We start from the raw sequence: 14,507 nt of genomic DNA, 5'->3' as shown, positions 1-14,507 counted from the left end.
GGCGCGGTGGGGCGGGCTATTTTTCGCTTTTCACGGTTTGGAATTTCTGTTATTATCGTTGTAACTTATTAAAGATGTTTAATAAGTGTGCGGGAGCAGGAGGAGGTGTATCCGTGTGGATGAGTTGACGGCAACTCCAAAAGAAATGAAAAAAGCGATTTTTCGCAGAATACGCGTTGCTCTTCTTGAATCGGGAAGCGCCACGAAGGTTGAACTGAGCCGCAAGCTAGATATCAGTTTTCCGACGATCAGCAAGTTCATAACGGAAATGGAGAAAGACGGAGAACTGATCTCAGTCGGGTTAGATGATTCAAGCGGCGGGAGAAGAGCGAATAGATATCGGTACAATCCGGAGCATACGTTAGGTTTGGCCATCTTTTTGGAGAAAACGGAAACGAATTACATCGTTTTTAATTGCGTTGGAGAAGTGAAAGAGCAAGGTCAAACTTTGAGCGTCCTTATGGATGATATTCAGAGCCTAACGAAGCGCGTAGAAGAGATCGTAAGGAAATATCCCCAAATCGGTTCCATGGCAATCGGCGTACCGGGATCGGTCAACAAGGGGAAGATTATTTATATTCCGAACTATGAGCATTTTTATGATTTTGATTTGAAGGGATTGTTCGAGGAGCGTTTTTCAATCCCGGTCGTCGTAGAGAACGATATGAACGCCGCCGTTATCGGTTATTACCACAAGCGGAATAATATTCATTCCTCCTTGATTTATCTCTATTTCGGTCAGAATGGTCCGGGAGCCGGGATTATGATCAATGGAGACGTGGTAAGGGGAAGTACGTTTTTCTCGGGAGAAGTTTCATTCGTCCCGCTCTATAATGACCGTAATTTTCTGCAAGCTTTGACTCGGGAAGGCGAACAAGGAACGGGTAAACCTATTACTGAGGAAAAGATAGATGCCATAAGCCGGTTGGTAGTTACATTTACGGCAATCCTAAATCCCGGCACGGTTATCTTTTGCCGCGATGAAGTGAACGATTCCATCACGGCCCGGATCGCATCACGATGCGCCGCTTATATTCCTGAAGAACATCTCCCGAAGCTTACGGAGAGCGATTGGAAACAAGATTACTTATATGGATTACAGACTTTAGGGCTTAGCCTCATGATCAAGGGAACGAGAATATAGAAGATACGGGAGCGCAAGAAACGATATGGCTACATTTTTTTTATTTATTATTTATATGGCATTTATAAGCTTAGGTTTACCCGATTCGTTGTTAGGAGCGGCATGGCCCGTCATGCGATTGCAGTACGACGCGCCGCTCGAAACCGCAGGATTGCTCTATATGACCATAGCAGCTGGAACGATCGTGTCCAGTTTGGCAAGCGGAGCCGTGCTTGGAAGGTTCGGAACAGGGAAAGTGACGCTGGCTAGCTGTATCATGACGGCTGGAGCTTTGCTAGGCTTTGCCGTTGCGCCATCGCTGGCTTGGTTAGTCGTATGCGCCGTTCCGCTTGGATTAGGCGGAGGGTCCGTAGATGCCGGTCTCAATAATTACGTTGCCGCTCATTACAAAGCGCACCATATGAGTTGGCTGCATTGTTTCTGGGGAGTCGGAGCCACGTTAGGACCCATTATCATGGCTCAGTATATTTCGGGGCAAAGCACATGGAGAGACGGATATGTAACCGTTGCCGTTATACAGTTTGCTCTAGTGGTCATCCTGATCTTCGCGCTTCCATTATGGAATCGGGTCGCTAAGCTTAGCCAAGCGGCTTCAAGCGGAGGACGAGAACAGCTAGACGGGGACGGAGAGGAAGAACCGTCCGATCATTCCAAACCGTTGCAGATTAAGGGCGTAAAAATGGCACTCCTATCTTTCTTGATGTATTCGGGTATAGAAGCCACGATGGGACTATGGGGAAGCAGCTTTCTCGTAAACGTGAAGGAATTGTCCGCGGCTGCAGCAGCGCAATGGGTTTCCTTGTTTTTCGCTGGCATTACGATAGGCCGATTCCTTACCGGATTCATTACTTTCAAGGTCGGTAACCGTACACTCATTAGGGGAGGGCAAATCACGGCTTTGGCCGGCGCGGTTCTGATGATCTTGCCCTTGTCGACGGAATTTTCCTTAGCGGGTTTTATGGTCGTGGGACTGGGATTGGCACCGATCTTCCCTTGCATGTTGCATGAAACTCCGGTGCGCTTCGGGAAAAAACACTCCCAGACGATAATGGGTTACCAAATGGCGGTGGCGTATACGGGAAGTACGTTTTTGCCTCCTTTGCTCGGTTTCATGGCTTCTTATTCGACAATCGGCATATTTCCGGTTTTTATCGTCGTTTGCGCGGTTGCTATCTTGTTGTTCTCGGAAAAATTAAACGTGCTTTTGAGAGGGAGGGAGTTATTAAAATAGGAAAGGTCGAAGTCAACGGCAGATGTTGAAGGACGTACCGGAGGGCTATGCCGGTACGTCCTTCGTTTAGTTGGATAATAACTCGAGTGGTCTTATTTAAGAAGATCCTTGAACGAGCTTCTGATGACATCGCCCCGGCTAATAATGCCGACTAGGACCCCGTTTCGCTCGATCGGCAGTTTTTTGATTTGTTTGCCGCCCAAGATGCTCGCGATATTCTCGACAGGCTCATCCCATTTCGCTTTCATGACTTTTTTGTTGGCGATAGCCATGACGTTAAGATCGAGAATTTTGCGGATCCGTTCCTCGTATTGATCTTGATCTCCTTTAATGAAACCGACAATAAAGACGAAATCGAAGACGATATCATTATGTTTCCCGATATACTTCATAATATCTCCGTCGCTGATGAAAGCGACGATCTCATTGTTGTCATTGACGACCGGAAGTCCGCTGATGCCGTGATCGATAAACTTCTCGAGCACGGATCGGATCGTGTCGTCTTCTTTGACTTTGTATACGTTTCTAATCATCATATCGTTTGCGATCATATAGAACATCTCCTCCTGATCATTATCAAAGCTAAACTATTTATAGCATACATAAAATAGGTTGACAACCTAACTATAACGTTAGTCTTCGGCTGTAGTTGGATAGTAGACGTCTCAAAATAACCATAAAGAGCAGTCAAGACTAAGTTATCTTGGTCATGGACTGCTCTTTTTGCAGTCGGCAATGCGTTATCCCATAAACGCGTTTGGAAACTGCTGAATAATTCCGTATGTCATCACGTCGGCCATTTCGAGGGCTTGCGATTGGATTTGGTCGCTAACGGCGACGTTCTCGGCGTAATTTCCGGCTAAGCGGGATGCGACCTCGGCGCTCAGAAGCCTGAGGTGCTCATAGAGCATTTTTCTCCATTCCTCCGTCGACCAGTAAGGGTTAATCCGGTTGAGGAAAACCGCGATCGCGTCCGCATTGGCAAACCAACGTTTCTGCGCGTCGCTAGCCGCCGCGGAATTGCCTGCTTGCAATGCTTTGACGAGCTCCGCCGCTATCGTTAAATGTTCCGTGAGCAACTTATCGAACGTATTGGCAATCTCCGCCCCGTACAAGGGCTTTAGAAGCGCGGCAAAATCCTTCGGGTTGCGCAGAAGCCTTGCCGTCGTTTCCTTATCGTCGGGAAGGCGTCCGACGATACTGTTAACCGTTAATCTCGTCCAGAAAACGTGCTGTTCCCACAACGATCGCAACTTGCGGTTTAATTCGACCTTCGAAGGCGTCCAATATTTAGGCGGGCTCTGCCTGAAGTAATAATGATAGGGTGACACGTATCCGTACATGAATCATTCGCACTCTCCTTTATACTCGCTTACTCACAGCATATAGGCGATATCCCGCTTTGGTGCATCGATTCTAAACGGGATCCGGATATCTTGCCCGCCCTCCAGGAGGAAAGCGTCGATTTGTGTCGAATCCTACACGATGGAAAAAGTAACCAACAGGGGAAGAGGTCAAGCAATGAGAAAGCTGATTCAAATCGTCGTAGCAATTGCTCTCATAGCGGGGTTCAGCTTTATGGGGGGACAATCCGTAAACAAAGCGACAGCCTCCGGCGGCGAGTCCAAAATCAAGGAGATTATCGGCAAATATACGTTTCTGATGGAAGACGGCACGTTGTGGTCGCAAGTGGATGGTTATCGGATCATTCGAACGCCGGGTAGTCTCGCGTCGATTGCAGGAAATGATGATTATGGCGGATTGGCCTTATCCGAAGATGGCCAGTTAATGGAATGGGGCGTTGACGGGAGCGGTTCTCGTCCCGTCGCCGGACAGACCGGCGTTAAGCAGGTTGTAGACGGGTACTGGCTTAAGACGGACGGGACGGTCTGGCAGTCGGGCTCGAAAAAGCTGAAAGGGCTCGAAGGGATCTCGATGATCGGTTATGGAGGCGGCAACGGAGACAGTCTTGCATCAAAAAGTTTAGCCGTCTTGACTCAAACCGGGGAGTTGATCTTAGTAGGCCATTATTCCGGCGGCAAAAACGTTAAAGTAGGTACGATTGCGGATGTGAATTCCGTAAAGTCCATGACGGTGAGTTACGGTAGGGCTGCGCTGTTATACGACAGTGGACAGGTCATTGTGTATGACGCGGTAAACTTCGACGACAACGGAACCATTATTCCGGTCACGGTAGCGCAAGATGCGGCTCATATCGTTTATACTGCCGGAGATCCTGATACTCCCGACATTCTCTTAGTCACGCGTAAAGACGGGACTCTTTGGCAAACGGGCAAATACCAGGGGCGGTGGAAGCTGGATCATCAAGTTACCGGTCTCGGAACCGTAGCGAAAACCGCGACATATTCCGATTACAAACAATTCTATGTCATGCGCAGCGATGGAAGCTGGATATTCTATGACGACGAAGAGATCAAACCCGTCGACGTTCCAACGGTTAAGCAAGTGGACGTATCTCTATCGGAGCTCAAACCTCTCGTAGGAGAATCTCTTAAAATCAACATTCAGGAGACGTATACCAACGGCGCGAAGATCAAAGTCGCGCCAACCGCAGCAAACGTCTCCATAGATAAACCGCATTTGCTGGCGATTCAGCCGGATGGCAGGTTGAAAGTGCTGGGGGTAGCCAAGCGCAAGCAACCGTTACGACGGGCGGCGTAACCAAATCGCTGACCGTATCCGCTAGCCTGCAAAATAACCTGAAATATGCCAAGCAAGTTAACGGTAACGTTTTCGTGCCCGCAAAAGCCGTCATCCAAGCTTTGGGAGGGACCGTCTCTGCCGCGAACGGCATATTCGAAGCAAGAATCGGCGATACGACATTCTCATTTAAATCGGGGGACCCGAACGCAACGTTGAATGGAGAGGCTGTGTCGCTGAAGGTTGCTCCACTGACTGAAAAAGGCGAAACCTACGTCCCGGGGGCTCTGCTGACGAACGCTACGGGAGCGAAAGTTCAATGGGACGGCAAATGGCAAACCGCGGTCATCTCTTTCGGCGACGCGAAGATGACGGTCGTATCGACCGATACGGCAGCTCTCGTCAAGAAGGCTCAGCAAGGCAGTCTGGCCCGATATATCGGGAGAACCTATTGGATTAACCATTACGAAGACTGGGATCGCTTCTCGAAAGTAACGGTTACCGATATTTTGCCTGAAGATTCCGGAAATTTCGTCGTCGTATTCAAATCCGCATCCGGCAAAACGATCAAGAGTTCCGCGACGATTTCCTCTTTCGTAAGCGAGCAATTTTCGGACGAGCATTATTTGTTTAGTTACGATCCTAAGAAAAAGTACCGCTGGTCCGAAGCGACATGGAAACAGATCAAAGCGGGTAACGTGACGCTTGGAATGACGAAGGATCAAGTCAAACTGTCCTGGGGCTATCCGGTCAGCAAGAGCATCACGACCGCACGGGGCAATACAATAGAGACGTGGGTATATTACGACTTCGACGCCGTTTCATTCATTAACGGAAAAGCAGCGTTTATTTTAACGTAATTGAAATCCCTGCGAATATCTTTTATAATATTCGAATCTTGGGGAAAAGGAGGTCGATAGGGATGGCAATCATCGATTGTCGGAATGGCTTGACTCATGCAAAGCCCGATATGGAGGCGATACTTTGCGTGAGGCGCGATCATGACTAATCCTATCGCCCCTTTAGAATGATATCGTTTCTAATATTTGGCTTTGCGCCTTATTCGCAACATTAATAATAAGGGGCTGAATGCCATGAATAAACCATTTATTAGAAACCATCACTATAATTTCATTAAGAAGCAGACCGGAGTGCTGCTGAATGCGCTTAGAACCGTAGCCGACCGTAAGATCGTGGATTCGGTAAGATCGGACACCGAAGCGAAAATCATGGGTCTTTTCCCGGACATCACGGATAACCAGGCCGAATTGCTAGGAGCCGTCACCTCGCTTGAGACAGCGGATGATTTTCACAAGTATCTCGTTTCGCTGGAACCCTATTTGACGGAATTTCCGCCGATAACGAAGGAACAAATTAAGAAGCTTTTCCCGAAAAGTAAGAAGCTGAAGTTTCCCGATCTTGCCTCGATCGATTTTCGTTACGTAACTTATCTAAGTTGGCAAGATATCGCCGCGAACAAATTGTTCATCGTTTATCCGTTAAACGGACAGTTCGTCGGCATCGAGGGCCGATATACGCCTACGAACAAGAAAAGCTATTGCTTCGTGTGCAACAAGTACGAAGAGCTGGCGTTGTTCTCTGCGGTATTCAAGAAGAAGCCGCCCAACGCTTCGCCGGATTACTACAAATCGCTTGGCAATTACTTGTGCATGAACGGCCACGATTGCAATAAGAACACGGCGGATGTTGACGCGCTGGAGAAATTCATTCGCACGGTTCTAGAGTAGGTACGAGAATAGGATTTAACCGAGGGAGACTGCCGAATAGGGCAGTCTTCTTCTTGTTCGTAAACTAAACGTACGATAAGAAAGGCAGTCACCCAAGAGCCGGCAACCGAGAAATCATACGATAAAACAAAATGGGATAGGGAGCAATGCATCATGACTACGCGCAAGGTGATGCAATCCTTCACGGAGGCGGTGGAGGACGTTAGGGACGGCTGTACCTTGATCGTGGGCGGTTTTGGCTTATGCGGCATTCCGGAAAACGGCATCATGGCGTTGAAGAACAAAGGGGTTAAAGAGCTGACGGTAGTGAGCAACAATTGCGGAGTGGACGATTGGGGGCTCGGGATTCTACTAGCGAACAAACAGATTAGGAAAATGATCTCTTCTTACGTCGGGGAAAACAAAATATTCGAACAGCAATATTTGAGCGGAGAATTGGAAGTGGAGCTCGTGCCGCAAGGAACGCTTGCGGAGCGCATACGCGCAGGCGGGGCAGGTATTCCGGCTTTTTTCGTGCCCGCGGGGGTGGGGACGCCCGTCGCCGACGGTAAAGAACAGCGCATGTTCAACAATCGAAAGTATGTTCTGGAGCAAGGGATCGTCGGAGATTACGCGCTCGTAAAAGCATGGAAAGCGGATACGCTAGGGAATCTCGTATACCGTAAAACGGCTAGAAATTTCAACCCGATCGCCGCAACGGCTGGAAAGATAACGATCGCGGAAGTGGAGGAAATCGTCCAGCCTGGCGAGCTTGACCCGGATTCCATTCATACCCCGGGAATCTACGTGCAGCGAATGATAAAGTGTTCTACGAATGAAAAGAGAATCGAGCGAAGGACGGTCCGTACGACGCATTGACCCTATGAACCGAGATTGAGCGAAACGAGGTGAAAGGATGGATTCGCGTTTACGAATCATCAGGCGTGCCGTTCAGGAAATCCGGAACGGGATGTACATCAACCTAGGGATCGGCATGCCTACGTTAATAGCGAACGAAATTCCCGCGCACTATGAGATCATGCTCCATTCCGAGAACGGTCTGCTCGGGCTCGGACCTTATCCGGAGGAAGACGGCGTGGATCCCGATCTGATCAATGCCGGCAAGGAAACGGTAACGGCGTTGACGGGCGCATCTTATTTCAATAGCGCGGATTCTTTTGCGATGATACGAGGAGGACATTTAGATTTAGCCATTCTGGGCGGGATGGAAGTATCGGAGCGAGGAGATCTGGCCAATTGGATTATTCCCGGCAAGCTGGTGAAAGGCATGGGAGGCGCGATGGACCTCGTACATGGCGCGAGGAAAGTCATCGTCGTAATGGAACATGTCAACAAAAACGGGCAATCCAAGGTCAAGCGCAGTTGCTCGTTACCGCTAACGGGGCAAGGCGTCGTACATCGCTTAATCACCGATTTGGCGGTGTTCGATTTTTGGGCGGGTAGAATGGAATTGGTAGAACTTATCGATCAAACGACGTTGGATGAAGTCCGGGCTAAAACGGAAGCTGCATTCACGGTAGCTCAGCGCATAGAATCGGGGTAAAATAATGAAGAGGAGATCATTTGTCTTAACGAAAGAAGGATTACAGCATGGAATTCCAATCCACCGATCAATGGGACGAGCGCTTATGGTCCAAGGCGGAGAAAGTCTATCACGAGGCTTTCCCCGAGCACGGAAGGAAAACCCGCGCGATCGTCCGCCGCATGTTCGATAGAGGTTTGTGTACGCTGAATACTTGGAGCGAAGACGATGAAGTCGTCGCGATGGCTCTAACCGCTTTCAACGCGCGGGCCGGAGTGCTGATCATCGATTATCTTGCCGTTCGCCAAGCTTGGCGGCACAAGGGAATCGGACGACTGTGCATAGAAAATATTCGGGATCGGGCTTTGGCCATTATGCCGGATTGCCGAGGGATCGTGATCGAGGTCGAAGCCGAAGAGACTAAGGAGAATGCGGACAGAATTCGCTTCTGGGAGAAGGTCGGATTCGTTTTGACGGAGTACATCCATTCCTATATTTGGGTACCCGAAACTTATCGAGCCATGTACTTAAGCTTCAATTCCGATACGGTAGGGGTAGAAGACGGCAAGTGGTTATTCAAGGCGATAACGGCGTATCATGAGCAAGCGTATCGCAACAAGGGGAGGGGGTAAGGATCATGCACGGACCTGGCTATATTATCGCCTGGATAGTTCTTGTCCTCTTGCCGATATGCGCTTTATGGAGAAGAAGTTGGTGGCCTTTATTGATCTATGCAGTAGGGTTGATGGTCTTTATCTACGCTATTGTCAGAGATAATGGGGAGTGGAACGATTTAGCGGATTTCACGACGTTGATCGTCATCGTCATTCCTATTTATCTCGTCGGGTCGGTCGTATGGGTTTCGATGAACTTGTATAAGCGAGCTGCAAGAAAAGAGAATAAATGAGCTCTTATAATCAAAAAGCCGTCTCGAAAGCCTAAGCTTTCAAGACGGCTCCAACCGATTACGCCTTTAGACCGCCTAATAACGGCATAATCGCTTTAACGACTCCCATTCCCATGCGGATCATCGGCATCGCTTTATTGATAAAGCCCATAAATTCGCCTATCCCTCCTAAACCGCCGAACAAACCGCCCGTGCCGCCTTGCGCGGCAGCGGCGCCAGCAATGGGGGCTCCTGCTCCGCCGGGATTGCCCATCAAGGCGCCAAGGCCGTCGAACAAACCCGATACCCTAGCTTTACTCGTGCGTTGCAACGAAGTTCTCCGCAATTTGCCTCGCCCTTTTTTCCCCGACAAAATCAATTGTCCGTTCTCGATGCCCATGATCCGTCCGACATAATAGCTTCCGTTCGTTAATTCAATGCAAACAGGCTGACCGATCATCCGTTTAGCTTGTTCTCTAATCGCTTTACGATTATTCCTCATGGATTGGCGGCTCCTCTCGAATTACTATCCTCAGGCAATAATATATTCCGAAGAGGGCGTATTGCTTGTACGTTTATCCCGTGTGATCTTTCTATGATCATTTAGGCCATAATGAATGGAAAAAGATGTTGACATTATAGGGTAGGGGGGTATACTATATAAAACGAAATCCAATATAAGGAGGAATACAAAATGTCAGGTATTTCGAACGAATTATCCGCAACGGAAACTGCGAATCCACTGCGTTGGAAAGCGTTATTTTTGCTTTGTCTAGCCCAGTTCATGGTTATCATGGATACGTCCATCATCGGTGTTGCACTGCCAGCGATCAAGGAAGCATTAGGATACTCGCAAAGCAACTTGCAATGGGTGTTCAATGCTTATGTCATTTTCTTCGGAGGCTTGTTGTTGTTAGGGGGACGACTCTCCGATCTATTCGGTCAACGCAAAATGTTCAACCTGGGGTTCATGATCTTATCGGCCGCTTCGCTGTTGGCCGGATTGGCTTGGTCGGAGGAAGCGATGAACGTTGGCCGCGGTTTGCAAGGGTTGGGGTCCGCGCTTATCGCGCCTTCCGCATTGACGATAATTATGCAGCTCTTCATTGCGAATCCGAAGGAGTTAAACAAAGCATTCGGATTCTGGGGAGCATCCGCTGCGGCAGGCGGAACCGCCGGTGTTTTTCTAGGCGGGGTCATTACGGAGTGGCTAAGTTGGAACTGGACATTTCTTATTAATATTCCGGTAGGGTTATTCGCCGTATTGTATAGTCTTCGCGTACTGCCCAAAGGCACGATAAGCAAGGGAAGCGTAGATCTTCTCGGAGCATTGACGGTAACGGCATCATTAGTATTGGCGGTATATGCGATCGTCACTTCGGAGCATAGCGGATGGGGAACCAGGACATTCGTTCTGCTAGCTGTTGCAGTCTTGTTGTTCTTACTTTTCTTGATCGTGCAAATGAAGAAACAAGATCCTCTCGTTCCTCTGGGAATTTTCAAAGCACCGAAATTGCTCGCCGGAAATCTCATATTGGCAGCCCTTGCAGGCGCATGGATACCGCTTTGGTTTTTCTTGAACTTATATCTACAACAAGTGCTGCGCTACTCGGCATTCAAAGGCGGGCTTGCCTTGGTTCCGATGACTATTCTCATCATGATCCTGATGGTAGGAGTCATGGGTAAGCTTGTCGGAAAATTCGGCTTGAAAGGCCCGCTAGTCATCGGAATGATCGTATTATCCGGTTCCTTGCTGCTATTCGCCGTTAATACGCCGGAAGGAGGAAACTTCGCAACGAACGTACTTCCGGCTTCTTTGCTCGGTGCACTAGGTATGGCTCTCGCTTATATTCCGGCAACGATTGCATCCGTATCGGGGGCAAACTCGGAACAGTCGGGCCTAGCTTCTGGTCTATCCAATACAAGTTATCAGATCGGTTCCGCGATTGGCTTGGCTATTATGGTGGCAGTATCGTCGCAATGGACGAAAGAGAAGCTGGATAGGGGATTGGAACAAACAGCTGCATTAAACATAGGTTTTCATTCTGCCTTTATTGGAGCTGCAATCATCGCGATCGTCGGCGCATTAATCGCCATATTCATGATCCGCAAAGAAAAAAAAGCTGGATAAAACAAACGATTTCATTTGTAACATTTCGATAGTTGACGTTAAGAGCGGACTCTGATATTCTAACTTATACGTAACAATTACGATTAAAGCTCGTCAAACGAATAGACGAATGATGCCGGAGACGATCCGGCTTCATTTTCCGTGTCTATTCGTAATAATTACGATAAGGGTGAAGGGTGAAATGACAAAGACTAAAATACCGGTAACCGTATTAAGCGGATACTTAGGCTCCGGCAAGACAACCGTGTTGAACCATGTTCTGAACAACCGCGAGGGCTTGAAGGTTGCCGTTATCGTCAATGACTTAAGCGAAGTCAATATCGACGCTTCTCTCATTAAGGACGGTGGCGGGTTGTCGCGAACAGACGAGAAGCTCGTGGAAATGTCCAACGGATGCATTTGCTGCACGCTTCGCGAAGACCTATTGCGCGAAGTAGAGCGACTCGCGAACGAAGGCAGATTCGATTATATTTTGATTGAATCGACCGGCGTAGGCGAGCCTGTGCCCGTAGCGCAGACGTTTACTTATGTCGACGAAGATCAGGGAATCGATCTGTCTCGAATTTGCCGGCTCGATTGCATGGTCACCGTCGTCGATGCTTACCGGTTCTGGCACGACTTCTCGTCCGGGGAAACGCTGCTGGATAGAAGCCAAGCGATCGGAGAGAACGATACTAGAGAAGTGGTAGACTTGCTTATTGACCAGATCGAGTTTTGCGATGTGTTGCTGCTGAACAAATGCGATTTGATCAAGGAAGATGAATTGGCTCAATTGGAAGGGGTCATACGGAAGCTTCAACCGCGAGCTAAACTGATTAGAACCGTACAAGGAAGAATCGAGCCTGCCGACATTCTGAATACAGGGCTGTTCGACTTCGATACGGCCAGCCGTTCTGCAGGGTGGATACGGGAAATGGAGAAGCCGGCTCATACGCCGGAGACGGAAGAGTACGGGATCTCCTCGTTCGTCTATGAACGCGTTAAGCCGTTTCATCCGGGCAGGTTGTTAAGATGGATGGAGAACTGGCCGATCGAGATCGTCCGCGCCAAAGGAATCATGTGGGTCGCTACCCGGAACGAGATGGGGCAAAGCCTCAGCCAAGCGGGACCATCCATTCAATTCGGGCCTTCCGGCTATTGGGTTGCCGCGCTTCCCGAAGACGAGCGGGAAATGTATCTTAGCGAGGATCCAGAGCTTAGCAAACAATGGTCGCCGCAGTACGGAGACAGAATAAACAAAGTCGTCTTCATCGGTATCGAGATGGATCGCGAAACTATCGTATCGTCGCTTGACGGTTGCCTTCTTACCGAAGACGAGTTGCGACAAGATTGGATGCAGTTTAAGGATGGTTTGCCCAACGCTCTATAGAACGTAGCTTAGTTATAAATCCGATACACGTATGGATCCTCGGGCGCGGGAATGGCTTCCCATGAAGTCACACGAAGCACGGGGATCGTCTGCTTAAACGGTTGGTATAGCTCGGACGAGAGCTTGCCCGTAACGCGAACCCAATCGTCATCGTTCAGTTGCGTCCCTTTCGGAAAATCAACCAACATCCCGAACACGCCCGAATCGGCTGCGCAATGGATAAATCCGAACCGGAAAACGAAGTAGTGATCTCCGTCAACCTGCTCCCCTTTGTATGCGAACCCGTCGAACGAGATCGTTCTGCCCATAAGGTCGCCCGGGAAGTTATAGATGACTTCCATCCCTTTCATATAATTGTCGTCGTCCAGCGAAATAACCGGAGCATTCCGAAACTCGGCCAACTCCTCGTTTTTGATGATTTCGTAACTATCCTTGCCGTAGAACACGCTGGAATCCGGCTTTAAAAATTGGTGCTGCCCCGGATTTTTGTCGGACATCGATTCTTTCGCGGAAGGGAAGCTGAAGCCCTTTGCTTTCACAAAGCTGGAATCCAGCGTTTGCACCGGCATGAATAAGCCCGTAAAAATGGGGAAGATCAGGATTAAATACCCGATAGCGCGCTTCCACTTGGAAGAGGATTCATGGGAATGTCCGTGATCGTCGTGGTCTTCATGTTCGTGACCATGATGTTGATGATCGTGCTCTTGTTCATGCGAACATCGCGTTTCATTGTCGATTGATTTCTTTTTCTCAGCTTGCTCAAGGCGGTACATCTTTACGATCTCAACGATGCATAACATAGCTAGAATGGCAATGGCGCTAATCGACAAGTACGCGTATTTCGTATTAATGAACTTGTTTAATTGGCCCTCGATATGAATATAGGCGAACATGAGCGCGAAGCCGAACAAAATATAAAAACGTATCATCCGAATAACCTCCCTACGATAAGCGAACCAGCTAATGTACAGACCGTCACGAGCGCTATAAGCGCGACAACGAATTTCGTGCGGAAGGTGCCTAGCAGCATCAACGTATTTTTGATATCGATCATCGGTCCGAAAACAAGGAAGGCCGAAATAGATCCCATAGAGAACGTGCTTCTGAACGAGGAAGCGATGAAAGCATCCGCTTCGGAGCAGAGCGACATCGTGAAGGCGAGTCCCATCATTACCAACGAAGAAGTAACGGGATTGCTTCCGATATGAAGCAGGGAGGACGTCGGGATGTAAGTCTGCATAGCTGCAGCGATGAACGCGCCGAGTACGAGATATTTGCCGACGGAGAAAAACTCATCGACGGCATGCCGGAGAACGGAACCTAATCTAGCGATCCAAGATATGCGTTTAATAGCTTTGACGGAGTGCTCGGAAGTTGCGGCCACTTGGTGCTCGGCTGTTCTCACCGGCAGAACCGGAAAGAAGAATGCGATAGTCATCGACACGACCAACGCCACTGCGAAAGCCATCCCCGCGCGGATGGCTACCACTCTCCAATCGTTGCCGAACGCGATAAACGTGGAGAAGAGAACGATCGGATTGACGATCGGCCCGGTGAGCATGAAGGCGATTCCGGCGTTAAGAGGTACGCCTTTGTTCAGCAAGCGACGGGTAATCGGCACGATGCCGCATTCGCATGACGGAAACAGAATGCCCACGCTACAGCCGAACAGGGAGGAGAGGAACCGGTTGTTGGGCATAATTCGCGCGATCCATCGTTCGGTGACGAACGATTGGATGAATCCCGAAATTAACACGCCGAGAAGCACGAACGGGATCGCTTCCATGATCATGCTTAGGAATATCGTATTCATCT

The 14,507-nt window shown here is 49.1% G+C and carries 16 protein-coding genes; 11 read left to right on the top strand and 5 right to left on the bottom strand.

Going from position 1 to position 14,507, the window contains the following annotated elements:
• Positions 1-115: 115 nt before the first annotated feature.
• Both FPL14_RS00640 and FPL14_RS00635 read left to right on the top strand, forming a co-directional pair.
• On the top strand, positions 116-1,144 hold the full coding sequence (locus FPL14_RS00640) for an ROK family transcriptional regulator (RefSeq protein WP_407644636.1): 1,029 nt from the start codon (positions 116-118) through the stop codon (positions 1,142-1,144).
• A 25-nt stretch (positions 1,145-1,169) separates the two neighbouring features.
• Positions 1,170-2,375 (top strand): MFS transporter, encoded by a 1,206-nt coding sequence (locus tag FPL14_RS00635; RefSeq protein WP_182301207.1) that lies wholly within the window; start codon positions 1,170-1,172, stop codon positions 2,373-2,375.
• Positions 2,376-2,467: 92 nt separating this feature from the next.
• On the opposite strand, the gene FPL14_RS00630 is transcribed toward FPL14_RS00635, so the two are convergent.
• Complete coding sequence (locus tag FPL14_RS00630) at positions 2,468-2,926, bottom strand: CBS domain-containing protein (protein ID WP_182301206.1); 459 nt, start codon at positions 2,924-2,926, stop codon at positions 2,468-2,470.
• 189 nt (positions 2,927-3,115) lie between these two features.
• Positions 3,116-3,718 (bottom strand): acetylglutamate kinase, encoded by a 603-nt coding sequence (locus FPL14_RS00625; RefSeq protein ID WP_220471198.1) that lies wholly within the window; start codon positions 3,716-3,718, stop codon positions 3,116-3,118.
• 178 nt (positions 3,719-3,896) lie between these two features.
• Here FPL14_RS00625 and FPL14_RS29695 point away from each other — a divergent pair, with 178 nt between their 5' ends.
• The 7 genes from FPL14_RS29695 (at position 3,897) to FPL14_RS00595 (ending at position 9,213) form a co-directional block, all read left to right on the top strand.
• A complete protein-coding gene (locus FPL14_RS29695; RefSeq protein WP_229263731.1) occupies positions 3,897-5,057 on the top strand; it encodes an RCC1 domain-containing protein in 1,161 nt (386 codons plus the stop codon).
• Between the two features lie 74 nt (positions 5,058-5,131).
• A complete protein-coding gene (locus tag FPL14_RS29690) occupies positions 5,132-5,896 on the top strand; it encodes a stalk domain-containing protein (protein ID WP_229263730.1) in 765 nt (254 codons plus the stop codon).
• A gap of 234 nt (positions 5,897-6,130) precedes the next feature.
• The gene (locus FPL14_RS00615) at positions 6,131-6,784 is read left to right on the top strand and encodes a FusB/FusC family EF-G-binding protein (RefSeq protein WP_182301205.1); all 654 of its coding nucleotides are present in this window, start codon (positions 6,131-6,133) and stop codon (positions 6,782-6,784) included.
• Between the two features lie 153 nt (positions 6,785-6,937).
• Positions 6,938-7,642 (top strand): CoA transferase subunit A, encoded by a 705-nt coding sequence (locus FPL14_RS00610; protein WP_182301204.1) that lies wholly within the window; start codon positions 6,938-6,940, stop codon positions 7,640-7,642.
• Between the two features lie 37 nt (positions 7,643-7,679).
• Positions 7,680-8,327 carry a 3-oxoacid CoA-transferase subunit B gene (locus FPL14_RS00605; RefSeq protein ID WP_182301203.1) on the top strand — a complete coding sequence of 216 codons (648 nt, stop codon included), beginning with the start codon at positions 7,680-7,682 and terminating at the stop codon, positions 8,325-8,327.
• A 47-nt stretch (positions 8,328-8,374) separates the two neighbouring features.
• Positions 8,375-8,938: a GNAT family N-acetyltransferase gene (locus FPL14_RS00600; protein ID WP_182301202.1), complete on the top strand. Its 564-nt coding sequence runs from the start codon at positions 8,375-8,377 to the stop codon at positions 8,936-8,938.
• A gap of 5 nt (positions 8,939-8,943) precedes the next feature.
• Positions 8,944-9,213 (top strand): hypothetical protein, encoded by a 270-nt coding sequence (locus FPL14_RS00595; protein WP_182301201.1) that lies wholly within the window; start codon positions 8,944-8,946, stop codon positions 9,211-9,213.
• Positions 9,214-9,271: 58 nt separating this feature from the next.
• Here the strand turns inward: FPL14_RS00595 and FPL14_RS00590 are convergent, their stop codons facing one another.
• Entirely contained in the window at positions 9,272-9,694 is a 423-nt protein-coding gene (locus FPL14_RS00590) for a hypothetical protein (protein WP_182301200.1), read from the bottom strand.
• Positions 9,695-9,886: 192 nt separating this feature from the next.
• Between FPL14_RS00590 and FPL14_RS00585 the strand changes: the two genes are divergently transcribed.
• Positions 9,887-11,323 carry an MFS transporter gene (locus tag FPL14_RS00585; RefSeq protein WP_182301199.1) on the top strand — a complete coding sequence of 479 codons (1,437 nt, stop codon included), beginning with the start codon at positions 9,887-9,889 and terminating at the stop codon, positions 11,321-11,323.
• 181 nt (positions 11,324-11,504) lie between these two features.
• On the top strand, positions 11,505-12,692 hold the full coding sequence (locus FPL14_RS00580) for a GTP-binding protein (RefSeq protein ID WP_182301198.1): 1,188 nt from the start codon (positions 11,505-11,507) through the stop codon (positions 12,690-12,692).
• Between the two features lie 8 nt (positions 12,693-12,700).
• On the opposite strand, the gene FPL14_RS00575 is transcribed toward FPL14_RS00580, so the two are convergent.
• Positions 12,701-13,621, bottom strand: a complete 921-nt coding sequence (locus FPL14_RS00575; RefSeq protein WP_182301197.1) for a TIGR03943 family putative permease subunit — start codon at positions 13,619-13,621, stop codon at positions 12,701-12,703.
• Entirely contained in the window at positions 13,618-14,505 is an 888-nt protein-coding gene (locus FPL14_RS00570) for a permease (RefSeq protein ID WP_182303780.1), read from the bottom strand. Before FPL14_RS00570 ends, FPL14_RS00575 begins: the two co-directional genes overlap by 4 nt.
• Positions 14,506-14,507: the final 2 nt, after the last annotated feature.

Source organism: Cohnella cholangitidis, from assembly GCF_014107495.1.
GTDB lineage: Bacteria > Bacillota > Bacilli > Paenibacillales > Paenibacillaceae > Cohnella > Cohnella cholangitidis.
Note: the sequence above shows the minus strand (reverse complement) of the source record. Positions and strands in the feature narration are given on the sequence as shown.

Coding starts and splice junctions, on each gene's coding strand:
- FPL14_RS00595 (WP_182301201.1), top strand. CDS start 8,944: ATGCACGGACCTGGCTATATTATCGCCTGGATAGTTCTTGTCCTCTTG.
- FPL14_RS00590 (WP_182301200.1), bottom strand. CDS start 9,694: ATGAGGAATAATCGTAAAGCGATTAGAGAACAAGCTAAACGGATGATC.
- FPL14_RS00585 (WP_182301199.1), top strand. CDS start 9,887: ATGTCAGGTATTTCGAACGAATTATCCGCAACGGAAACTGCGAATCCA.
- FPL14_RS29695 (WP_229263731.1), top strand. CDS start 3,897: ATGAGAAAGCTGATTCAAATCGTCGTAGCAATTGCTCTCATAGCGGGG.
- FPL14_RS00635 (WP_182301207.1), top strand. CDS start 1,170: ATGGCTACATTTTTTTTATTTATTATTTATATGGCATTTATAAGCTTA.
- FPL14_RS00600 (WP_182301202.1), top strand. CDS start 8,375: ATGGAATTCCAATCCACCGATCAATGGGACGAGCGCTTATGGTCCAAG.
- FPL14_RS00570 (WP_182303780.1), bottom strand. CDS start 14,505: ATGAATACGATATTCCTAAGCATGATCATGGAAGCGATCCCGTTCGTG.
- FPL14_RS00610 (WP_182301204.1), top strand. CDS start 6,938: ATGACTACGCGCAAGGTGATGCAATCCTTCACGGAGGCGGTGGAGGAC.
- FPL14_RS00630 (WP_182301206.1), bottom strand. CDS start 2,926: ATGATCGCAAACGATATGATGATTAGAAACGTATACAAAGTCAAAGAA.
- FPL14_RS00605 (WP_182301203.1), top strand. CDS start 7,680: ATGGATTCGCGTTTACGAATCATCAGGCGTGCCGTTCAGGAAATCCGG.
- FPL14_RS00575 (WP_182301197.1), bottom strand. CDS start 13,621: ATGATACGTTTTTATATTTTGTTCGGCTTCGCGCTCATGTTCGCCTAT.
- FPL14_RS00580 (WP_182301198.1), top strand. CDS start 11,505: ATGACAAAGACTAAAATACCGGTAACCGTATTAAGCGGATACTTAGGC.
- FPL14_RS00615 (WP_182301205.1), top strand. CDS start 6,131: ATGAATAAACCATTTATTAGAAACCATCACTATAATTTCATTAAGAAG.
- FPL14_RS00625 (WP_220471198.1), bottom strand. CDS start 3,718: ATGTACGGATACGTGTCACCCTATCATTATTACTTCAGGCAGAGCCCG.